We start from the raw sequence: 20,141 nt of genomic DNA on the forward strand, positions 1-20,141 counted from the left end.
GGTATTGATGCGCGAGGACAGCGGCACGGTCAAGGCTTTTGTGCCATCAACATCTGACACTGCTGTTCCTGTTCCGCGATTTCCGACAGCGTGTCTTCGATATCGCGGCGTTGTTGTTCCAGGGCCGCGCGATGCTTGGCCAGGACATCCAGATACTGCCGTAATTGCATCGCGTTGTCGCTTGGGCTGTCGTACATGTCGATCAACGCGCGGATTTCCGACAATTGCAATCCGAGCCGTTTGCCGCGCAAGGCGAGCTTCAGGCGAGTGCGATCGCGTGGGCTATACACACGGTTGCGGCCATCACGCGCAGGGCTGACGATGCCCTGATCCTCGTAGAACCGGATGGTGCGCGGCGTGATGTCGAACTCACGAGAGAGTTCGGAAATCGTCCAGGTGGGCGGCATGCGATATTTGGCAGTTTACGTAAACGTAAATTATGATGGTCTGGAACAATCGTCAAGCTTATTTCTAAACGCCGGCGCGGTTCGGCGGTTTAACCGAGAACAAGAGATGAATCCTAACGAGCATCAACTGCAGTATCCCTGGGGCGATACACAGCCCGAGCCAGGTGTTGCACTAGAGGTCGCACCAGGCGTGAAATGGATCCGCATGCCGCTGCCTTTTGCGCTGGATCATATCAATCTATGGTTGCTGCGCGACGAGATCGACGGACGCCAGGGTTGGACCATCGTCGACTGTGGCATCAGCCGTGACGAGGTGCGCACGCTGTGGGAACAGGTCTTTGCCCAGGAGCTGGACGGACTGCCGGTGTTGCGCGTGCTCGTCACCCATATGCATCCTGATCACGTCGGGCTGGCCAATTGGTTGTGCGAGCGTTGGGATGTGCCGTTGTGGATGAGCATGACCGACTACATGGTGGCTGTGCTGTGGTCATCGCGTTCGACGGGCTCGGGCCCCAATGGCGAGGCGGCCGTGGCGCATTTTGCGCGCCATGGAATGACGGACCCCGATGCCCAAGAGCAGATTCGCGAGCGTGCGGGCTATTACCCGAATCTGGTGCCGGCCATGCCGACACGTTACACCCGCATGCTGCATGGCGATCAAGTCGCCATCGGCGGCCACGATTGGCGTGTCATCGTGGGTTATGGGCACGCGCCTGAGCATGTCTCGCTTTATAGCCCTGACTTGAACGTCGTGATCTCAGGCGATATGGTGCTGCCGCGCATTTCCACGAACGTCAGCGTGTTCGCGTTCGAGCCGGACTCGGATCCTCTGCGCTTGTATCTGAGTTCGCTGGATGGTTATGGCGATCTGCCGGCTGATGCCCTGGTATTGCCGTCGCATGGACGCCCTTTCAAAGGCCTGCACGAGCGGATTGCCCAGCAGCATCAGCACCACGCGGATCGGTTGGCAGAGGTGCTGCAGGCTTGCGTCACGCCGCAATCCACGATGGATATCGTGCCCGTGCTGTTCAAGCGCAAGCTCGATCTGCACCAGATGACTTTTGCCATGGGCGAGGCGCTCGCGCATCTGCATACGCTGTATTTCGAGGGCAAGCTGACTCGCAAGACCGATGAAGACGGGATCGTGAGATTTACCGTGCGCTGAGCGTTAACGGCTGGCTGTTGCCAGCCGGATGGCCAGGCCCAGAAAAACAATACCCGTCACGCGATTCAACCAGCGTGACGCGGTGGGCGAGCGTTGCAGCAGTTGCCCGAACGCGCCCGAGAAAAATGCGATGGCGCTAAATACCAATAACGCGGCCAGCATGAACAGCACGCCCAGCACGGCCGTTTGCAGGCCTACGGGGCCGTACTCGGGCTTGGGCGAGGTGAATTGCGGCAAGAACGCAAAAAAGAACAGCAGCACCTTGGGATTGGTCAGGCTCATGATGACGCCGCGCCGATAGAGTGCGCCCGGTGTCATCGCAGGCGGACGCTCGGCATTGGCCGGACCGCCACGTGAGCGCAGCGCCTGCCACGCCAAATAGGCCAGATAGGCGGCCCCCGCGAGCTTGAGGACGGTAAACGCATGCGATGACGCCGCAAAAACCGCCGCCAACCCGGCGGCGACGGCGGCCGTATGACCGAGTACGCCGGTGCATAATCCCAACACCACGCACATCCCTGCAGAACGGCCCCACAGGGCCGACTGCATCAAGACGAACAGATTGTCGGGACCGGGCGTGAGAGCCAGCACAATCGCGATACCGAAAAAAGCAAGCAATGTGTCAAAGGGCAGCATGGCGCGGCGGCCGCAGATACGGCCAGAGAGACGTGACGTCGACGGGTTCCAAGGGTACAGCGCGCAGCCTTGGCGAGCAATGCGTCGGCGCCGGATGGCACGTGCCCATCTCGGCACGAATGCGGCGAATCTCCTAATATCGAGGTTCTGACCGTTTTCTGTCCATCCTCACTGCATTCCTATGGCCAAAGATCCCGTCTCGCATATCGACACGCTGTTGCAGCATACCGGCACGGCGCCATTCAACCCGCAAACGGGTTCGGCCCCCGTCAACCTGCCGTCGATGCGGGCCAGCACAGTGCGTTTTCAGAATCTGGACGCGCTCGAGGCCACCCAGCGTCGCAAGGCTTCCGGCCAGCGTGCCGCAACCTATGGCCGCATGGGCATGGATACGCATGCGGCGTTGGAGCAGGTGTTCTGCGAGCTCGAAGGCGGCACGCATGCCTATCTGGCGTCCTCGGGGATGTCGGGCATTACCTTGGTGATGCTGTCGCTGCTTTCCGCCGGCGACCACGCGCTGGTAGCCGACTGCGTCTATGGCCCGGTATATGAACTCGATGCGGCGTTACTCAAGCGTTTGAATATCGAGATCACTTATTTCTCGGCGGATGACGATCTGGAATCCTTGGTACGCCCGAACACCCGGCTGCTGTACGTCGAATCCCCCGGTTCGTTGCTGTTCCAGATGCTGGATATTCCCGCATTGGCGGCGTTTGCGCGTAGCCATGATCTGGTGCTGGCTTGCGATAACACGTGGGGATCGGGGTACATCTATCAGCCGCTGAAATTGGGCGCACACGTCTCGGTCGTGGCCGGCACGAAATACGTGGGTGGACACTCTGACCTGATGCTGGGGGCGGTCGTCACGAATGATGCCGAGGTTGCGCAGCGTTTGAATCGCACGCAGTACGCCATGGGATATTCGATCAGTGCGGACGATGCCTGGCTGGCACTGCGAGGGGTACGGACCTTGCCCATTCGCATGGCGCAACACGCCAATCATGCGCTGCAGGTGTGCGAGTTTCTTGCGGGACGCCCTGAGGTCGCGCGCATATATCACCCTGCCTGGCGGGACGACACGGGCCACGCGTTGTGGCAGCGCGATTGCACCGGTTCAAACGGCATGTTGGCTGTCGAGCTGCGTCTTTCCCCCGAGGCCTCGCGCCGCTTTGTGGACGCGTTGCAGCTATTTGGTATCGGCTTTTCCTGGGGGGGCTTTGAAAGTCTGGTGCAGTGGGTGACGCGCGGCGAGCTTGCGCGGCATCGCTATTGGACAGGCGGCGATCATGCATTGGTGCGGCTGCATATCGGGTTGGAAAACCCGGCGGATGTGATCGCTGATCTGGCGCAGGCGTTGGATCAAGCGAGCGTGTGACAACAACAGCAAAACGGTTGCGTTTCTAGGCAACAGAAAAGCCCTCCACGGTTGTTGTCTATGGCACGCGTAGTGCGGAGTTCTTTTGGCGCAGGAGGTCGGCGTGTAAAAGCCCTGCCGGGCCTATCGCCGCGACTCGGCCCATGAGCAGGGGCCTCGGCCCGCTTCGCGGGCTAAATCGCGGCTCAACGGCCCGGCGGGGCTTTTACACGCCGACCTCCTGCTCGCAATGTCTTCCGGTGACGGATGTCATGCGCTTTGCTGCATCAACTCTGTTGAGTTGCGTTCACGACAGCCGGATGGCGCGAGCTCAACCCATCGCATTGCCAAAGTCGGCTTCAAAAAACAGCTGATGGCCATCAGCCTCGTTGCATTCCCTCATCATGAGTCCCTGTCGCGTGCCTGGGCGTGGTGCCGGGCCGTTGAGCACGGATTTAGTCCGCGCAGCGGACCGAGGCCCCTGGTCATGGGCCGAGTCCGTGCGATAGGCCCGGCGCCACGCCCAGGCACGCGACAGGGACGCCTTCATAGAGACAATCAAGAGCAGCAAACGCCCACCACACCAACAGCGATAAAAAATGCCCCCACGCTGCGCCTTCGGCTTGCTGCCCCCCAAGGGGGCGTTTTTATCTTGGGGCGGCCCGGCAACAAAAAAACCGCCTGATGATTCAGGCGGTTTGGTCGCGTACTTACTTGCGCGCCATCGGGATCAAGCGATCGATCTCTTGGATCGCGCCTTCGTAGCTGTTGCCGGCCAGGCTGGGCGAGGTGATGAACTTGCCGCCCACGCTGAAGGTCGGCGTGCCGTCGATCTTGTATTCCTGAGCCAATTGATCGGCGCGTTGTACTTGGGTCTGCACACTGAACGAATCGAAAACCGAATCGAACTGGGCACGATCGACACCCTGCTCGGCCGCCCAGTCGCCCATGGCTTTCTTGTCGAACAGGCGCTTGCGCTCGACGTGCATGGCCGTGAACACCTTGGTGTGCAGGTCGGGGCGATTCAGCGTTTGCAGCGTGTAGTACAGCTGCTGCAGCGGCTTCATGCTGGCGTTAAAGGCGATGGGAACTTGCTTGAGCACGACATCGTCCGGCTTGGTCTTGGCCCAGCTCTCGACCATGGGTTCCATCGTGGCGCAGTGAGGGCAGGTATAGGCAAAGAACTCCAGGACTTCGATTTTGCCCGGGGTGTCAGACGGCAGCGGCGGATTGACGGCCACATACTGCTGGCTGCTTTGTGCCTGGCTGGCGGGGGCGAACAAGGTGGTGGCGGCCAGCGCGGCGGCGGCGGCAAAGCGGGTGAGCATGGAGAACTGCATCGTGCGTATTCCTGAGTAAATAAGTTACTAGTTACGGTGACAGACCAATCGTACCGGAGATAAGTTCCGGGCGTTACCAGGTGCAACGGCCGGTGGGTTCGACTGTCGGCGCCAAGTGATGCGTCACATGACGCTCACTATTGCCGCACCACGGCTGTTTCGATCTTGTTTTCGCCTAAACGGCCTCGGGCGCGATTCATGTCGTCCAGCCGGGCAAAGGGGCCGACACGTACGCGGTTGATCTGTTTGCCATTGACCTCGGCACGTTGCACGGCCACAGGCAGGCCTAACAACAAGATGCGGGCTTTGACCGCCTCGGCATCCGCTGCCCCCTGGTAGGCACCCGCCTGCAGGAAATACTTGCCGCTGGATGTGGCTGTAGCGGGGGCCGTGGCAGGGGCCGTCGCCGGGCGTTTTTGCGTGGCCGCGGGGGCCGGTGCCGGTGCTGCAGCGGGCGCTTGGGCCCCACTGGGCGGCAACGTGGCAATCAACGCGCCTAGCTCGTCTGACGGCTTGCTTGCGGGTGTGTCAGGCGTAGGCGTCGGGATAGCTGGCTGCAAATTGGGCAAGGGCGCAGGCGCCGTGGCCGTCGGGCCGCTGGGCGGTATGCCTGCGGCGCCATCACGTCCATACAGTCCCAGATTGGGATCCGGGGCCAGGCGCGGATCGGGCTGCTCGGTCCGGTCGGGATCGCGTGTGGCGCGGTCCACAAAGGGCATCGGGGCCTTGGTGACGTAGAACGCCACGATGGCCGCGATGATGAGGCCGATGAGCAATCCGGCCAGCGCACCGTACATGGTGCTGCCGCGTTGTTGGGGCTGACGGGAAGTTGATTTGCGTTTGGTTGCCATGAAACTGCTTACATTCGTTGCGGGGCCGACACGCCCAGCAGCGCCAGCCCGTTGGCCAGGACCTGCCGGGTGGTGGCGGCCAGACGCAGACGGGCTAATTTGAGAGACTCATCGTCGACCAGGACACGTTCGGCGTTATACCAGGCGTGGAAGTCAGAGGCACAATCACGCAGCCAGAACGCGATGTGATGGGGCGAGAGTTCCTGTGCAGCGAGCGCTACGACCTGGGGGAACCCGGCCAGACGTTGCATCAGCGCGAATTCCGAGGGCGCGGTCAGCAGTGCCACGTCGGCCTGCGCGATCTTGGCGTCGTCGGCGTCCGCATTCGTGATCATCGAGCAGATGCGGGCGTGGGCGTATTGGATGTAGTAAACCGGGTTTTCGTCGCTCTTGGACAGCGCTAGATCGATATCGAAAACGAATTCGGTATCGGCGCGGCGCTGAATCAGGAAATAGCGCACTGCATCGCGGCCCACCCAGTCGATCAGGTCGCGCAGGGTGACATAGCTGCCGGCGCGCTTGGAGATCTTGACCTCTTCGCCGCCTCGCATGACCTTGACCATCTTGTGCAGCACATACGACGGGTAGTCTTTCGGGATGCCTTCTTCGAGGGCCTGCAGGCCGGCGCGCACGCGCGCTACCGTACCGTGGTGATCGCTGCCCTGGATGTTGACGGCGCGATGAAACCCGCGCTCCCATTTGGCCTTGTGGTAGGCCACATCGGGGACGAAGTACGTATAGCCGCCTTCGCTTTTGCGCATGACGCGGTCTTTGTCGTCGCCCGTACCCAGCTCGGTCGTGCGCAGCCACAGGGCGCCGCCTTCTTCGTAGGTATGGCCTTTGGCGATCAGGGCCTGGACGGTCTGCTCGACCCGGCCAGACGTATACAGCGAGCTTTCGAGATAGTAGTTGTCGAAAGCCAGGCCGAACGCTTGCAGGTCCAAATCCTGTTCACGGCGCAGATACGCAACGGCGAACACGCGGATGTCATCGAGGCTGTCGACGTTGCCCGTGGCGGTGACTGCCTGGTCATCGGCGGTTACCGTTTTGCCGGCGACGAAATCCTGGGCGATCTCGACGATATAGTCGCCCTTGTAGCCGTCGGCGGGGTAATCGGGCGAGTCGGGGGCAATGCCGCGGGCGCGCGCCTGTACGCTGATGGCTAGGTTCTGGATCTGGTTGCCGGCGTCGTTGTAGTAGAACTCCCGCGTGACGTCCAGGCCGGTGGCTTCGTACAAGCGGCAAATGGCGTCGCCCAGCGCTGCCTGGCGAGCGTGGCCTACGTGCAGGGGGCCTGTCGGGTTGGCCGAGACGAATTCGACCAGGACTTTTTCGCCATTGCGAGGTGCGCGGCCAAAGGCCTCGCCCTGCTCGGCTACCGCCTGGATCACGGCTTGCCGGGCGGCTGCGGTGATGCGGAAATTGATGAACCCGGGACCTGCGATCTCGGCGCTTTCGATGAGTGCTCGCGCCGGGGTTTCGGTCATCAGGGCATCGACGATCCCTTGAGCCAATTCGCGCGGATTACGGCGGGCGGGCTTGGCCAGCTGCATGGCGACATTGGTCGCGACATCGCCGTGCGCGGCGACTTTGGGACGCTCCAGCAGCACCTGGGCTTGGGCATCGGGCAGGCAGCGCGCGACAGCAGCCTGAATCAGCGAAATGAGTTGTTGTTGTTGCTCAGGGAGCATGAGAGAAATCAGAAGAAAGTTTTAAGTATCAGTGACGAGATGCCCGCCAACACCAAGCCGGATGCCCATTTCAGAAAGGTCACATCGGCCTTGAGCGCCGCCAGTTCGATTTTTATGCCAGTTACATTGCTGGATAAATCTTCCTTGGTGACAATTTGGGCAAGATCGGCTTGAGTGACCAGGCGCGTATCGATAAGGCGCGCCTGCTCGTCGGCCAAAACTTCAGCCTGCCCGATGGGCATACCTTCGGCGGTCAGTCGTTTGACGAAATTATGCGTATCAAAAACCATGGCATTCACGGGAATTTCCTAGATCATAGCGTGATTTGGCTGGATTTCCCTTGTAACGGCAATGTAGCGGTCTGTCTTGCCCTCAGGCTCAAGGCGGGAAATCCGTACTATGTATCTTGCCAGTGGCAGTGTGCGCTACATTGCGGTAGTGTATGGAAATGTCCATTGTGGAAATCTGCAACATGCTTATCAAATTTCACTCTAAAACCGTCGCTGAAGTCCTGATGTTGTCGCCCAATGCCGCGCCATTGCTGCGTGCAGCGGGCAAGTCGATTGGAGATCAGGTTCCCGAGCGTGGCGTTTTTACGGTCGAGCAGTTGCCTGCCGCCATTGCGGGTATCGAGGCGGCCATCAAGGCCGAGGAGCGCGTTCACCCTTCAAAGGCGAACGCTGCCGACGAAGACGAGGAAAAATCGGTACCCGCCATGGCTCAGCACGTGGACTTGCACCAGCGCGCGTTCCCCTTGGTGGACATGATGCGCCGTTCGCTGGCCGATGGCGAGGATGTCACCTGGGAAGCCACCAAGGGTTGGTGAGGGACGGATGGAGGGCGCCATGCGCAGCGATGTGACAGTCATTTTCGATACCCGTCGTACGGTCAATCTGTCCGTCGATGTTGAGCCCTCTGCGCAAGCCGCCAGCGATGCGCGGGATTGGTTCGAGGCGGCCTGGGATACCCTCGGATGCGAACCGCTGCGCCCCAGTGGCAAGGTGCTGCTACTAGACAAGATCATGGGCGTGGCCGATGCCCTGGGGTATGAAATCCTGACCTCCGACGCCAAGGAAAGTCAGGAATTCGCTCAGCATGCCGCGTTGGCCTTGGACAAGCCCCGCGTCATCGTGGACCTGCCGGGGCTGTCGGTCGGCTATTAAATTGATAGTCTCGGTGGCCGCGTTTGGCTTCGTTGCCGCGCTAACGGATTCCTGCCCGCATAAACGACTGCACGAATTGCCGCTGGAATAGCAAAAACGCGATCAGCAGGGGCGCGGCAGACAACAAAGTCGCTGCCGTGATCACGGACCAGTCGATGCCTTGGTCCGTGGACGAAAACACCTGCAATCCCACCGTCAGCGGCCGAGACTCCACCGAATTGGTGATGATCAACGGCCACAGGAAATTATTCCAGTGGTGGCTGACCGACACCAGCCCATACGCGACATAAATCGGCTTGGCCAGGGGCACATAGACTTTCATCAGGATCTGCAGCGGCCCGGCGCCTTCGACGCGTGCGGCCTCTTCCAGCTCGCGCGGCACGGTCTTGAACGTCTGCCGCAGCAAAAAAATGCCGAACGCCGAGGCAAAATACGGCAAGCCCACCGCGAATACCGTATCGCGCACGCCCAACAGACTCATCGAGCGGTAGTTCTCCACCAGCAACACATCGGGCATGATCATCAGTTGCAGCAGCACCAGCATGAACGCCACATCGCGGCCGCGGAATTCAAAGCGCGCAAAGGCATAGCCGGCCAGTGTGGACAACACCAACTGCGCCGCCAACACCATGGTGACCAACAAAAAGGTATTCAGGAAATACTGTGGAAACGGTGCGGCATGCCAGGCGCGGCTGAAGTTTTCCAGCGTCAGCGGCGCCAACAGATCGAAACGCGTGGCATAGGCCGGCGGATGAAACGCTGCCCAGACGGCATAGGCCAGCGGCAAAATCCACAGCAGGCCCAGCAGCCAGGCACCCAGAGTGTCGAGTTTGTGGGTCATTGGTAGTGCGTCTTTCTATCGAGCCAGCGGAACTTCACCAATGCGGTGATGGCCAGGATCAGCAACAACACGACGGTCAGCGTGGCGGCATACGAGGTGTCCCAGAAACTGAAACCCACTTGGTAGATGTAGTACAGCAACAGGGTGCTGGCATTATCGGGGCCGCCCCGTGTCATGACGACCACATGATCCACCAGCCGGAATGCGTTGATCAGCGCATTGACCAGCACGAATAGCGTTGTGGGCATCAGCAGCGGCCACAGCACGCGGCGGAAATATTGCCAACGCGATGCGCCCTCCAGCAGTGCCGCTTCACGCAGCGACGGCGATACCGTCTGCAATGCGGCCAGGTAAAAAATCATGAAAAAGCCGGCCTCTTTCCAGATCGTCACGACCATCAACGCCGGCAGTGCGGTATCACGGCTACCGAGCCAGTTCGGACCGGACGTGCCAAACATCTGCAGCACCTGCGCGATCAAGCCGTACTGCGGGGTATAGAAAAACAACCAGATATTGGCCACGGCCACCATCGGCAGGACCGTGGGTGTGAAGTACGCCATGCGCAGAAAGCCGCGCCCCGCCAGATTGCGATTGACCCACAAGGCCATGATGAGCGCAATCGCGATCGATGTGGGAATAGTACCCAAGGCAAACCACAAGTTGTTCCACAGCGATTGCCAGAACACCGGATCATCGCGCATCAATGCGTAGTTCTCGAGCCCCACGAAGCGTGCGGGACGGCTGCCCCGCGGGGTCGAGAAAAAGCTGTGCCACAACGTAGCCAGCGCAGGATAGTGCGTGAACGCGGCCAGCAATACGATCGCCGGCAGCAGCAGCAGCCAACCGTAGACAGCTTGCATGGACTTGTTCATCGCACAGCGCCTTAACGATAGCTGCGCAGCACGCGATCGGCTTCGCGTTGCGCGTCGCCAAGCGCTTGCTCAGGAGTCTTGGAGCCCGTCAGCATGGCTTGCAGTGCATCGTTCAGCGTCTTGGTCACACGCTGATTGTCGTGCGTGGAGAACTCAGCCACGCTGACATCCAGTTGATCACGCGCGACCGTCGCGGCGGGAACCTCCTCGGCATATTTTTTCATCTTGTCGGTGGCCCAGGCCGCAGGCGTGACGGCTACATAACCTGTTGCAATACTCCAGTCCGCCGCGCGTTCCGGGGTCGTGGCCCATTGCGCGAATTTCAGCGCCGCGGCTTGTTGTTCCGGCGTGCCGCTCTTGAACACATAGAAATTGCCGCCGCCCGTCGGGCTGCCGCCGCGTTTGGCCTTGGGCATCATGGCGACACCGAACGGAAAGCTCGCGTTCTTGCGGATGTTAGTCAGGTTGCCTGTGGTGGTCCAGACAATGGCCGCTTTCTTTTCCAGGAAATCTTTAGGCGTGGTGCCCCAATCGATCGTGCCGCGCGGCATGACGCCGTGCTTGGCCGACAAATCGTTCCAGAACGTGGCGGCTTCGATGACGCCAGGCTTATCCAGATAGACTTCGTTGCCTGCTTCGTTCATCAAGATAGCGTCGTTGGGCGTCGTCAGTGCCTGGAACAACCAGTATGCAAAGGCCCCACCCGACGGGATCTCCAGGCCCCACTGCGTGACGTTGCCGGAGGCGTCTTTCTTGGTCAGCTTCTTGCTGTATTCGACCAGCTCGTCCCAGGTCGCGGGCGCGCGTTCAGGGTCCAGGCCGGCTTCCTTGAACAGATCCTTGTTGTAGTACATCACGATGGTCGAGCGTTGAAACGGTACGCCCCATACGTGGCCGCCGGTGCGGCTGTTTTGCATGAACGCATCGTAAAAACTGCTCAGCCATTTCTTGTCGGCGTCGGATTTTGCGAGGCCGTCGATGGGCACAATGGCGTCTTCATCGATCAGCGTGAACATGTCGGTCGATAACAGCACCGCCAACTGCGGTGGCGTGCCGCCCTTCAGCGCCGTCAATGCCTTGGCGATCGAGTCTTGATACGAGCCCGCGTAGATAGGTTTGATGTCGATGTCCGGATTTTCTTTTTCGAACGCGGCCACCATATCGTCGACGATCTTGGTGATCGGACCGCCGACCGCAACCGGGTAATAGAACTCGACTTCGACAGATTTCGCTTGCGCGTAGATAGGGAGTGACAGAACGGCGCCAGCCAGACCGGCTGCAAGGGCTTTGAGAGCGGTGCGTCGCATGATGGCTTTCCTAAAGGGATGGAGAGTCGGCGCCTGAGCGCCCAGAGGGGGAAATAGCGGCCGCGTCGGCGGCGAAAAAATGCTGGTGCTCGGGTTGCCACGTCAGCCTCACCGCATCGCCTGCCGTGGCCCGTAAATGGCCTGGCGCACGTACGGCAATACCGCCACAAGCACCGATCCGGCACACCACAATGGAGTCTGCGCCAAAATATTCGACGCTTTCGACGAGGGCAGGACGGCCATCGCCGTCAATCCGAATATGTTCCGGCCGAACGCCTAGACGCTTCGCTTGAGCAGGGGCTGCGACGACCGGCAGGCTTTCTGTGCCGGCGATGCCGAGGCCATCGCCTTGTGTGGACAAGTCCATCAGGTTCATCGGCGGCGTGCCGATAAAACGCGCCGCAAACTCGGTGGCAGGCCGCGCATACAGGCCGTCGGGCGTATCGCGTTGCTCGATGTGTCCATCACGCAGCAACACGACCTGATCGGCCATGCTCATGGCCTCGGTCTGATCATGCGTGACATACACCATCGTGATCCCGAGCGACTGTTGCAAAGCGCGGATCTCACGCCGCATCTCATGGCGCAACTGTGCATCCAGATTCGAAAGCGGTTCGTCCATCAGGCATACCGGCGCCTCTGAAATGACTGCACGACCCAACGCCACCCGTTGTTGTTGCCCGCCAGACAACTGCGAAGGCTTGCGATCCAGCAGGGCCGTCAAGCCCAGCAAATCCGCCACGCGCTTGAGCCGGCGAGGATAGTCGGCAGACGGTTCTTTGCGGACCTTCAGGCCAAACAAAATATTCTCGCGCACCGATAGATGAGGAAACAGCGCATACGACTGGAACACCATCGAGATGCGCCGCTGCGATGGCGGCAACTGCGTGACATCGCGATCACCGATACGAATGTGGCCCGAGGTCGGCGTGTCGAGTCCTGCGATCATGCGCAGCGTGGTCGATTTGCCGCAACCCGACGGTCCCAGCAGCACCGTAAAACTCCCCGCAGGCGCGGTGAAGCTGACGCCCTGGATGGCAGCCGCATCGCCGTACTGTTTGGTCAGGTCTTCCAGGATGAGCGTGGACATAATGATCGTTGGGTAGAGTCGGATCTGCGTGCGGCGGGGTGAACCCCTTGGGGCATGAACCTCGTATTCTGGCGGTAAATGAAATCCTTTTCATTCTGCGCTGCAAACATGACGTGGCCGTGTCAGGTCCACGCCCTGCAGCACGAATCACTCATCGATCAGGACGCCGCCCTCTTCGTGAAACGGATAGGGACCGGGATAGTCGCCGATGTAGGCGTGGTGCGTGACCAGGGCGCCATTGCGCCATTCATGTAGGTGGAAACCCGGTGGTTCCATGACAAAGGCGGACGGACCATCTGGCCGCAAATCCAGTGCGACTTGATGTGCCGGACTCGGGCAAGTCGATGCGATAGTGCCGCCAAAACGCTGAAAAATGGTGCGGTGCAGATGGCCGCACAGAATGCGTTCTACATTGGGATGTGCTGCGACGATCTGCTCCAGCTCGGGCGCACCCGCGAGCAAGCCGATAGCGTCCATGTGAGCAATGCCGGTAATGAATGGCGGGTGATGCATGGCAATCGCGGTAGGTCGCCCAGGCTGTTCCGCCAGGCGTTCGCGCAGCCAATCCAGCCGTTGCGAACACAACGTGCCGTGGCTTTGCATCGGCACGACCGTGTCCAGCATCAACAGGCGCAGAGGATAATCCTCGACTGCGTATTGAACAAAGCCGTTTGCACCCTGTAGATAGGTGTGCGTGGGAAAGGCCGCCAATAATGCCTCGCGCGCATCGTGATTGCCGGGCATCAAAAAATACGGCGCATGCAAAGCATCCAGCATGTTCTTCAGATGAGCGTATTCCTGTTGCCGGCCAAAATCGGTGAGGTCGCCACTGATGATGACCAGATCGGGCGCAGGATCGAGGCGGTTCAATGCTTCGATGGCAGGCGGCAGATAACGGTCGGTTTCGACCACGCGATAGGCCTTCTGGCCCGGCATGCGGATATGCAAATCAGTAATCTGTGCGATGAGCATGATGAGTGTGTAGGTGAGAGTCGTTAAATATGGCCGGCAGCAGGCGACGCAATCGCGGACCTTGCCAGCACAATGCTGACGTGATCGCCTGTGGCATGTTGACTATGTGCGGGCGCAACCACAGGAAATCGCTGACCATCGTCCAGACCGATTTCGTAGCGCACTGAACTGCCGAGAAAAAAACGGGCCAGCACACGGCCTGTCAGTGCATTGTCGCGAGGAACCTCGAGCTGCGCCTCATGCGGACGAAACGCGACCGCATCATCACCGGCGATCAATCTGCCATCATGCAGGCGTGCACGGACCCGGCACAAGGTGCCGAGAAACTCCGCGACGAAATCGCTGGCCGGCTCTCGATACAAGGTCTCGGCGGTGCCGACTTGCTCCAGATGTCCCGCAGACATGACGGCAATGCGGTCACCCAACATCATCGCTTCGTCCTGGTCGTGCGTGACGATGACCGTGGTGATGTGTAATTCGCGCAGCATCTGAGCCAACTCCACACGCAGATGCTCGCGCAGTTTGGCATCCAGTGCCGTCAACGGCTCGTCAAGCAACAGCACACGCGGCTCGATAGCCAGGGCACGGGCCAGGGCTACGCGCTGGCGCTGGCCGCCAGACAACTGATTGATGCGCCGATCAGCATAGGCCTCCAGGCGCACCAGCGCCAGCAGTTCGCGTGCGCGCCGTTCGCGCTCGCCTGCGTTGATATTGCGCACGCGCAAACCATAAGCCACGTTCTGCACGACCGTCATGTTGGGAAACAAAGCATAGCTTTGGAACACTACGCCCACGCCTCTATCTTCTGGCGAGAGCTGTGATACTTCGTCATTGCCGAAACGAATAGACGCGCCGGCATCGGCCTGCTCCAGGCCACAGATCAGACGCAGCAGCGTCGTCTTGCCACAGCCTGACGGACCCAGCAATGCCAGGGTTTCGCCGCCCTGCACGTGCAGATCAATGGGATGCAGGGCACGCGTTCCATCTGGCCAGGTCTTGGCGCAGCCGCTGAGCGTAATGGCGACGGGATCGGTCATGATGAAGAAGTCCGGGTAACAGATGTTTGGGCGGGGCGATCTCCCCGGGCAGCCAGCCATTGCAGGCCTACCAGTAGCGGGATCAACATCAACAGGAAGACCAGGGTATACGCCGATGCGATTTCCAATCGCATCGAGGCATAGCTGTCGGCCAGGCCAACAGGCAAGGTCTTGGTCAACGGTGTGTGCAGCAACCACGTCAGATTGAATTCACCGATCGACAGCGTCAGCACGGTCAACGCGCCCGTGACGATGCCGGGTGCGGCATTGGGCACGACAATGTGCAAAAAACGCTGTATGCGTGTTGCGCCCAACGTCGAGGCGGCCTCGTCCAGCGTTGCCAGGTCAGCGCCTTGCATGCTGGCGCGCGCCGCACGCACCATGAATGGCAGTGTGAACAACACATGTCCAATCACAATGAACCAGACACTGCCGCGCAACCCGCTGATCGTGCCCCACGATACGATCAAGGCCAGCGCCGACGCCAGGCCCGGCACCGCTACGGGCAAGGTCAATAGTTCTTCCAGCGCGCGAGCCAGACGGCCGCGATGCAGGGTCAGCACCCACGCAGCAGGGACACCGACGAGCGTACAGATCGCCAGCGTCAACAACGCTACCGCAAATGAACGCCAGATCGTATCGGCATAGAGTGCCCAGACTTCTGCAACCCAGCGCAAAGTCAGTCCGCTGGAAAGCCCGACAAAATAATTGTTGGTGAGGCCCGCCAGGACGGACAGCACAACGGGGCCGATCAAGAACGCCGCGACGGCCAACGTGACGGTCAGTCCCAAGCGCGTATCAAATTTAGAAGCATGCATCATGGACCTCATCACGCAGCCGCACCTGCGCGGGCGCCCGCCAGACTATGAGCGAGATACAACACCGCCCATGTGGCCAGGCCCAACACGATAGATAGTGCCGCAGCGACCGGGATATTCGCGTAGTTGGTGAACTCGTTATAGATAGTGATGGGCAGCACGTCGATTTGCGTTGCCAATGTGAACGCCGTACCGAACGCGCCCATGCTGGTCGCAAAACTCATCGCACCTGCGCCGATCAAGGCGGGCGTCAATGCCGGCAATTCAATATCCATGAAGCGGCGCCAGGGGCTCGCGCCCAATGTCCGTGCGGCCTCGAGCAAGCTCTGATCGATCTGTTCGGCCGCGGCCGTCAATACCCCCACACAACGCGGCAGCGAAAAATACAGATAACCCAGAAACAATCCCGCCATGCCATAGGCAAACACCACGGTATCGCCAGTGAGCCATTTCGTGAGTGCGCCGATGATGCCCTGACGTCCCGCCAGCAGGATAATCAGAAAGCCGACCACCACACCGGGAAAGGCCAATGGAAACATCAGCAAGGAGATCAGCAGGCGGCGTCCGGCAAAGTGTCGATGGCGGGCGAGAAAGCGGCCCACCGGCAACGACACCAGCAGCGTTGCTACCGTCGCAGCGAGCGATAATGCGACGGTATTGAACAGACTGATCCAATACTGCGTGCCTGTCAGCACCGTCCAATAGGCCGATTGTCCGTTGCGGCTTTCTGCGCCTGCCAGCGCCAGCCCTGCCATGGGCAGCAGCCAGAATGCCAGAAACAGCGTGGCAGCAGGCGCCGCAAACCAAATCCATCCACGGCGTCCCATGTCAGTGCACCCCCAGGACAATGCCAACACGCACGCAGAACATCAGTTCACCTCTTTGGCGTACCGTTGCGAGAACGCGCGCTGGCCTTCGGCCATTTTGACGTAGTCCACCGTACCGGCGCGTGCATACTCTGCCTCAGGCAAGAATTTTTTCTGCGCTTCGGCCGACATGGCTTCCGGCCGCACTGGACGCAGGAATGCATTGGCCCAGATGGCCTGACCCTCATCCGACAAGGTGAAGTCCAGCACTTTCTTGCCATTGTCGGCATGCGGTGCGTTGGCCACCAGACTCATGACGTAAGGCACGGCGATTGTGCCTTCGGCGGGGATCACGAACTCAACGTTGCTGTGGTCTTTATATTTGGCCCGATACGCGTTGAAGTCGTAGTCGATCAAGATCGGGATTTCGCCCGACAAGACGCGTGCATACGCGGTTTGTTTGGGCACGATGGGTTGATTGGCCTTCATGTCCTTGAACCACTTGAGCGCGGGGTCGAAGTTATCCGGAGTGCCTCCCAGCGCGCGGTTGATGGCGACGGCGCCGACATAGCCGACAAAGGCCGAAGCCGGATCCAGATAGCCAACCATGCCTTTGTACTCAGGCTTGAGCAGATCGGCCCATGAGCGCGGCACGGGCTTGCCATCGAGCGCGTCGACGTTGACCATCAGGCCCAACGTACCCGAATGAATGGCGAACCATTTGCCGTCGGGGTCCTTCATGCCGGCGGGGATTTGATCCCAGTGTTGCGGCTTGTAGTTTTGTACCAATCCGTCCTGGGCGGCCTGAATGCCGAACGTGACGCCGTAATACACGACATCGGCCACGGGATTGCCTTTTTCCGCCGCGATGGAGGCTAGCGACTGTCCCGAGTTTTTGTTGTCTGCGGGCACGGTAATGCCGGTGGCTTTTTTGATGGCTCGGAGCTGTGTGCCCCAATCCGCCCACTCTGGCGGACAGTTGTAGCAGATCGCATTTTGCGCGTAGGCTGATGCGCCCGTCAGAGTCAGCGCCAGTGTGGCAGCGCGTAACACGCAGTGGACGAGGGATTTCATGGCGAGTGTTTCCTTGGCGAGGGGTGAAAAGAATGGGTCGCCACGCTTGCTGCAACGCGGCGGCGTTGCCCTTCAACAGGGCGTTTTTCTGCTTCGGGCGGATCGCCGATGCAAGACGCGGTTGCCGTGCCGCCGTCGGAAATACGGTGTGGCAATCTGACTGATGTGGGGCGGCCTCCCTCCAGGCACGCTAGCAATAAGGCGCACGCTGTTGCGCCTATCTCGCGGCTGGGTTGTGCCACCGTAGTCAATGACGGGACCATCAGCGCACCAATGCTCGCCCCGTCGAATCCGCAGACAGCGACGTCATCGGGCACGCGTATCCCGAGCGAAGCCAGTTGCGCGATCACAGAGATTGCCAGCAGATCGTTGGAGCAAAACAGGGCACTGGGGGCATCCGGCCGCGCCAGCATGTCACGCAACATCGACGCGCTGGACTCGGTGTGTGCCGGCATGACCCAGTGCGCCACTGCAGGCAAGCCCGCTGCTTTCGCACAGGCTTGCGCGCCTTGCAGACGGCGCCGTGCGCGATCCGATGCTGTCAATGGACCGCTGACAAAGGCAATGCGCCGGTGGCCCAGTGTGCTCAGACGCGACACCATATCGTGTGCGGCGGCTTTGTTATCGACCGAGACAAATGGGTGCGAGTTTGATTCGTTATAGGCCAGAATGTGCGGCATGCCTGCTTCATCCAACGCGCGCAATGTTGCATTACGCGAGGGATTACCCACCGTCAGGATCAAGCCATCGATCTGATGGTCGATCAAGGCCTGCACACATTCCGATTCCACCGATGGGTCGTAGCTCGTGATCCCCATCATGACGCTATAGCCCGCTCTGCGGGCGTGTTGCTCAGCACCTTCGAAACAGTCTGCAAATACCGGATTGGCCAACGTCGGCAGCAACAAGCCGATGGTACGCGTACGGCCCGCGCGCAAACTGCGGCCTACCCGGTTGGGGCGAAATCCGATGCGTTGCGCCACAGCCGCGATATGTGCACGCGTTTCAGGGCGCAGCAGCTCGGGCTGATTGAATGCGCGCGAGACCGTCGCGGGCGATACGCCAGCCTGCTTGGCAATCTCCAATATCGACGGTCGGTGCGGTGTTTTTGCAGTCACGGCAGGCTCGGCAATGAAAACGATTTCATCTTAGGGGTAATACATGACAGCCAGATTTCACGAGATACGGTATCGTGCTTATATGGCAGTGCCAATGAAAATCGGTGTTGCGATGCGGCACGAGTTCATGATCACGACATCTTTTTGTTGTATGAACTTATAGAAAAACAGTTGTGCGGCAATGCAATACGGATGATGTGCCTGTGCTACATCTGTAGGACGAAAAAATTGAGGATCATCCCGGGGAAGGGACATGGGTTTGCAGCAAAAAAAAACGATTGAACTGAATCGCTTGAGTGCAACGCGTGCAGCGCAGCTATTGGCGCGCCGCGAGTTGAGTGCCGAGCAATTGCTACGGGCGTGCTTTGCGCGCATCGAGCAGCGTGAGGGGGTCGTACGTGCATGGGCGGCTCTGGACAAGGAGCTCGCGCTGACCCGTGCCCGCGAATTGGATAGGTCAAGCACACAAGGTGTCCTGCACGGGTTACCGATCGGCGTGAAAGACATTTTCGCGACCAGCGATTTACCGACGCGCTACGGTTCGCCCATCTATGACAATCACCAGCCGTCCATCGATGCCGCCGTGGTCGCCTCGTGCCGCGAGGCCGGTGCAGTGGTAGCGGGCAAGACCGTCACCACGGAGTTCGCAACGTTTCAACCGGGCCCGACGCGCAATCCCCATAACCCGGCTTATAGTCCGGGCGGATCATCCAGCGGCTCTGCGGCTGCCGTGGCCGATCATATGGTGCCCCTGGCCTTGGGCACACAGACTGCCGGTTCGATCATTCGCCCTGCCGCCTATTGCGGCGTCGTCGGATACAAACCTTCATTTGGTCGGATTCAACGTGCCGGTTTAAAGACCATCGCCGATTCATTGGACACCATAGGCGGGTTCGGACGTAGCGTCGACGATGTTGCGTTGCTCGCCTCGGTGTTGATGCGTGATCGTGAATTACGTGAGCTCGATTACGATGCCAAGCCCCGTATTGGCATGTATCGAACCTCGCAATGGCGGCATACGGATCATGCGACACGCGATGCCTATGCGCAGGCTGCGAGCGTGCTGTCGCGTGCGGGCGCGCAGATTGATGAGGTGGAGTTACCGCCGATACTGTGTTCCCTGGTTCAGGTGCATGCCGATATCATGGGCTTTGAGATGGCGCAGTCATTGGCTTTCGAGCGCACACGTCATCGCGCCGGTCTGAGCAGCTCGCTACAGGCTTTGTTGGATGCAGGATCCCAGATCACTGCAGAGGAACATCGTGCCAACCTGATTCGTGTCGAAGAAGGCCGCCAACGTGCGCATAGTTGGTTTGAACAGTACGACGTCGTGTTGGCGCCCAGCGCCAGCGGCGAGGCGCCTTTTTTTGATCAAGGTACGGGCGACCCGTTATTTTGCCGCGTGTGGACGCTGTTCGGTGCGCCTTGCGTGCATCTGCCATTCTACACAGGGCCGCAGGGCCTGCCTGTGGGATTGCAGGTGGTCGGACGCAGCGGCGATGACCGGCGTACGCTGGCCATCGCCCGGTGGCTCCTGGGGGTCCTGCGCCCCGATGACGGGGACTGATCAGTTCGATAGCATGGGTCGTCGCGCGCACT

General features: G+C 60.1%; 21 protein-coding genes. 5 read left to right on the plus strand and 16 right to left on the minus strand.

Going from position 1 to position 20,141, the window contains the following annotated elements; genetic code table 11:
* Positions 1–29: 29 nt before the first annotated feature.
* Positions 30–407, minus strand: coding sequence for a MerR family transcriptional regulator (locus tag ACYVI2_RS15325; protein ID WP_415821810.1), 378 nt, complete (start codon positions 405–407; stop codon positions 30–32).
* A gap of 106 nt (positions 408–513) precedes the next feature.
* On the opposite strand from ACYVI2_RS15325, the gene ACYVI2_RS15330 reads away from it, so the two are divergent.
* Positions 514–1,572 carry an MBL fold metallo-hydrolase gene (locus ACYVI2_RS15330; RefSeq protein WP_415821809.1) on the plus strand — a complete coding sequence of 353 codons (1,059 nt, stop codon included), beginning with the start codon at positions 514–516 and terminating at the stop codon, positions 1,570–1,572.
* 3 nt (positions 1,573–1,575) lie between these two features.
* On the opposite strand, the gene ACYVI2_RS15335 is transcribed toward ACYVI2_RS15330, so the two are convergent.
* Positions 1,576–2,208: a LysE family translocator gene (locus ACYVI2_RS15335; protein ID WP_415821841.1), complete on the minus strand. Its 633-nt coding sequence runs from the start codon at positions 2,206–2,208 to the stop codon at positions 1,576–1,578.
* A 181-nt stretch (positions 2,209–2,389) separates the two neighbouring features.
* Between ACYVI2_RS15335 and metC the strand changes: the two genes are divergently transcribed.
* A complete protein-coding gene (gene metC, locus ACYVI2_RS15340; RefSeq protein ID WP_415821808.1) occupies positions 2,390–3,583 on the plus strand; it encodes a cystathionine beta-lyase in 1,194 nt (397 codons plus the stop codon).
* A gap of 689 nt (positions 3,584–4,272) precedes the next feature.
* Here the strand turns inward: metC and ACYVI2_RS15345 are convergent.
* The 4 genes from ACYVI2_RS15345 to ACYVI2_RS15360 all read right to left on the minus strand — a co-directional run bounded on the left by ACYVI2_RS15345 (position 4,273) and on the right by ACYVI2_RS15360 (position 7,743).
* Positions 4,273–4,902 carry a thiol:disulfide interchange protein DsbA/DsbL gene (locus ACYVI2_RS15345; protein ID WP_415822205.1) on the minus strand — a complete coding sequence of 210 codons (630 nt, stop codon included), beginning with the start codon at positions 4,900–4,902 and terminating at the stop codon, positions 4,273–4,275.
* Between the two features lie 137 nt (positions 4,903–5,039).
* Positions 5,040–5,753 (minus strand): SPOR domain-containing protein, encoded by a 714-nt coding sequence (locus tag ACYVI2_RS15350; RefSeq protein WP_415822203.1) that lies wholly within the window; start codon positions 5,751–5,753, stop codon positions 5,040–5,042.
* 8 nt (positions 5,754–5,761) lie between these two features.
* Entirely contained in the window at positions 5,762–7,444 is a 1,683-nt protein-coding gene (gene argS, locus ACYVI2_RS15355) for an arginine--tRNA ligase (RefSeq protein WP_415822202.1), read from the minus strand.
* 8 nt (positions 7,445–7,452) lie between these two features.
* Positions 7,453–7,743 (minus strand): CCDC90 family protein, encoded by a 291-nt coding sequence (locus ACYVI2_RS15360; protein WP_415822201.1) that lies wholly within the window; start codon positions 7,741–7,743, stop codon positions 7,453–7,455.
* A 173-nt stretch (positions 7,744–7,916) separates the two neighbouring features.
* Between ACYVI2_RS15360 and ACYVI2_RS15365 the strand changes: the two genes are divergently transcribed.
* Together ACYVI2_RS15365 and ACYVI2_RS15370 are read left to right on the plus strand one after the other, a co-directional pair.
* A complete protein-coding gene (locus tag ACYVI2_RS15365) occupies positions 7,917–8,270 on the plus strand; it encodes a DUF1840 domain-containing protein (protein WP_415822200.1) in 354 nt (117 codons plus the stop codon).
* A gap of 19 nt (positions 8,271–8,289) precedes the next feature.
* Positions 8,290–8,607: a hypothetical protein gene (locus ACYVI2_RS15370; RefSeq protein WP_415804774.1), complete on the plus strand. Its 318-nt coding sequence runs from the start codon at positions 8,290–8,292 to the stop codon at positions 8,605–8,607.
* 40 nt (positions 8,608–8,647) lie between these two features.
* Here ACYVI2_RS15370 and ACYVI2_RS15375 read toward each other — a convergent pair whose 3' ends face one another.
* The 10 genes from ACYVI2_RS15375 to ACYVI2_RS15420 all read right to left on the minus strand — a co-directional run bounded on the left by ACYVI2_RS15375 (position 8,648) and on the right by ACYVI2_RS15420 (position 18,542).
* Positions 8,648–9,448, minus strand: coding sequence for a carbohydrate ABC transporter permease (locus ACYVI2_RS15375; protein WP_415822198.1), 801 nt, complete (start codon positions 9,446–9,448; stop codon positions 8,648–8,650).
* Complete coding sequence (locus tag ACYVI2_RS15380) at positions 9,445–10,320, minus strand: carbohydrate ABC transporter permease (protein WP_415822197.1); 876 nt, start codon at positions 10,318–10,320, stop codon at positions 9,445–9,447. The genes ACYVI2_RS15375 and ACYVI2_RS15380 overlap by 4 nt, the downstream gene beginning before the upstream one ends.
* An 11-nt stretch (positions 10,321–10,331) precedes the next feature.
* Positions 10,332–11,627, minus strand: coding sequence for an ABC transporter substrate-binding protein (locus ACYVI2_RS15385; RefSeq protein ID WP_415822196.1), 1,296 nt, complete (start codon positions 11,625–11,627; stop codon positions 10,332–10,334).
* A 10-nt stretch (positions 11,628–11,637) separates the two neighbouring features.
* On the minus strand, positions 11,638–12,717 hold the full coding sequence (locus ACYVI2_RS15390; protein ID WP_415822195.1) for an ABC transporter ATP-binding protein: 1,080 nt from the start codon (positions 12,715–12,717) through the stop codon (positions 11,638–11,640).
* A 147-nt stretch (positions 12,718–12,864) separates the two neighbouring features.
* Positions 12,865–13,689 (minus strand): phosphodiesterase, encoded by an 825-nt coding sequence (locus tag ACYVI2_RS15395; protein WP_415822194.1) that lies wholly within the window; start codon positions 13,687–13,689, stop codon positions 12,865–12,867.
* A gap of 23 nt (positions 13,690–13,712) precedes the next feature.
* Positions 13,713–14,726 (minus strand): ABC transporter ATP-binding protein, encoded by a 1,014-nt coding sequence (locus ACYVI2_RS15400; protein ID WP_415822193.1) that lies wholly within the window; start codon positions 14,724–14,726, stop codon positions 13,713–13,715.
* On the minus strand, positions 14,723–15,547 hold the full coding sequence (locus ACYVI2_RS15405) for an ABC transporter permease (protein ID WP_415822192.1): 825 nt from the start codon (positions 15,545–15,547) through the stop codon (positions 14,723–14,725). The genes ACYVI2_RS15400 and ACYVI2_RS15405 overlap by 4 nt, the downstream gene beginning before the upstream one ends.
* Positions 15,548–15,555: 8 nt before the next feature.
* On the minus strand, positions 15,556–16,371 hold the full coding sequence (locus tag ACYVI2_RS15410; RefSeq protein WP_415822190.1) for an ABC transporter permease: 816 nt from the start codon (positions 16,369–16,371) through the stop codon (positions 15,556–15,558).
* A gap of 42 nt (positions 16,372–16,413) precedes the next feature.
* Positions 16,414–17,424 carry an ABC transporter substrate-binding protein gene (locus tag ACYVI2_RS15415; protein WP_415822189.1) on the minus strand — a complete coding sequence of 337 codons (1,011 nt, stop codon included), beginning with the start codon at positions 17,422–17,424 and terminating at the stop codon, positions 16,414–16,416.
* Positions 17,421–18,542 (minus strand): LacI family DNA-binding transcriptional regulator, encoded by a 1,122-nt coding sequence (locus ACYVI2_RS15420; protein ID WP_415822187.1) that lies wholly within the window; start codon positions 18,540–18,542, stop codon positions 17,421–17,423. Before ACYVI2_RS15420 ends, ACYVI2_RS15415 begins: the two co-directional genes overlap by 4 nt.
* A 277-nt stretch (positions 18,543–18,819) precedes the next feature.
* Between ACYVI2_RS15420 and ACYVI2_RS15425 the strand changes: the two genes are divergently transcribed.
* A complete protein-coding gene (locus tag ACYVI2_RS15425) occupies positions 18,820–20,109 on the plus strand; it encodes an amidase (protein ID WP_415822207.1) in 1,290 nt (429 codons plus the stop codon).
* Positions 20,110–20,141: the final 32 nt, after the last annotated feature.

Source organism: Bordetella tumbae (assembly GCF_054780995.1).

Bases quoted from the DNA above. Each gene is read 5' to 3' on its own strand.
- ACYVI2_RS15325 (WP_415821810.1), bottom strand. From the start codon at position 407: ATGCCGCCCACCTGGACGATTTCCGAACTCTCTCGTGAGTTCGACATC.
- ACYVI2_RS15330 (WP_415821809.1), top strand. From the start codon at position 514: ATGAATCCTAACGAGCATCAACTGCAGTATCCCTGGGGCGATACACAG.
- ACYVI2_RS15335 (WP_415821841.1), bottom strand. From the start codon at position 2,208: ATGCTGCCCTTTGACACATTGCTTGCTTTTTTCGGTATCGCGATTGTG.
- metC (WP_415821808.1), top strand. From the start codon at position 2,390: ATGGCCAAAGATCCCGTCTCGCATATCGACACGCTGTTGCAGCATACC.
- ACYVI2_RS15345 (WP_415822205.1), bottom strand. From the start codon at position 4,902: ATGCAGTTCTCCATGCTCACCCGCTTTGCCGCCGCCGCCGCGCTGGCC.
- ACYVI2_RS15350 (WP_415822203.1), bottom strand. From the start codon at position 5,753: ATGGCAACCAAACGCAAATCAACTTCCCGTCAGCCCCAACAACGCGGC.
- argS (WP_415822202.1), bottom strand. From the start codon at position 7,444: ATGCTCCCTGAGCAACAACAACAACTCATTTCGCTGATTCAGGCTGCT.
- ACYVI2_RS15365 (WP_415822200.1), top strand. From the start codon at position 7,917: ATGCTTATCAAATTTCACTCTAAAACCGTCGCTGAAGTCCTGATGTTG.
- ACYVI2_RS15370 (WP_415804774.1), top strand. From the start codon at position 8,290: ATGCGCAGCGATGTGACAGTCATTTTCGATACCCGTCGTACGGTCAAT.
- ACYVI2_RS15375 (WP_415822198.1), bottom strand. From the start codon at position 9,448: ATGACCCACAAACTCGACACTCTGGGTGCCTGGCTGCTGGGCCTGCTG.
- ACYVI2_RS15380 (WP_415822197.1), bottom strand. From the start codon at position 10,320: ATGAACAAGTCCATGCAAGCTGTCTACGGTTGGCTGCTGCTGCTGCCG.
- ACYVI2_RS15385 (WP_415822196.1), bottom strand. From the start codon at position 11,627: ATGCGACGCACCGCTCTCAAAGCCCTTGCAGCCGGTCTGGCTGGCGCC.
- ACYVI2_RS15390 (WP_415822195.1), bottom strand. From the start codon at position 12,717: ATGTCCACGCTCATCCTGGAAGACCTGACCAAACAGTACGGCGATGCG.
- ACYVI2_RS15395 (WP_415822194.1), bottom strand. From the start codon at position 13,689: ATGCTCATCGCACAGATTACTGATTTGCATATCCGCATGCCGGGCCAG.
- ACYVI2_RS15400 (WP_415822193.1), bottom strand. From the start codon at position 14,726: ATGACCGATCCCGTCGCCATTACGCTCAGCGGCTGCGCCAAGACCTGG.
- ACYVI2_RS15405 (WP_415822192.1), bottom strand. From the start codon at position 15,547: ATGATGCATGCTTCTAAATTTGATACGCGCTTGGGACTGACCGTCACG.
- ACYVI2_RS15410 (WP_415822190.1), bottom strand. From the start codon at position 16,371: ATGGGACGCCGTGGATGGATTTGGTTTGCGGCGCCTGCTGCCACGCTG.
- ACYVI2_RS15415 (WP_415822189.1), bottom strand. From the start codon at position 17,424: ATGAAATCCCTCGTCCACTGCGTGTTACGCGCTGCCACACTGGCGCTG.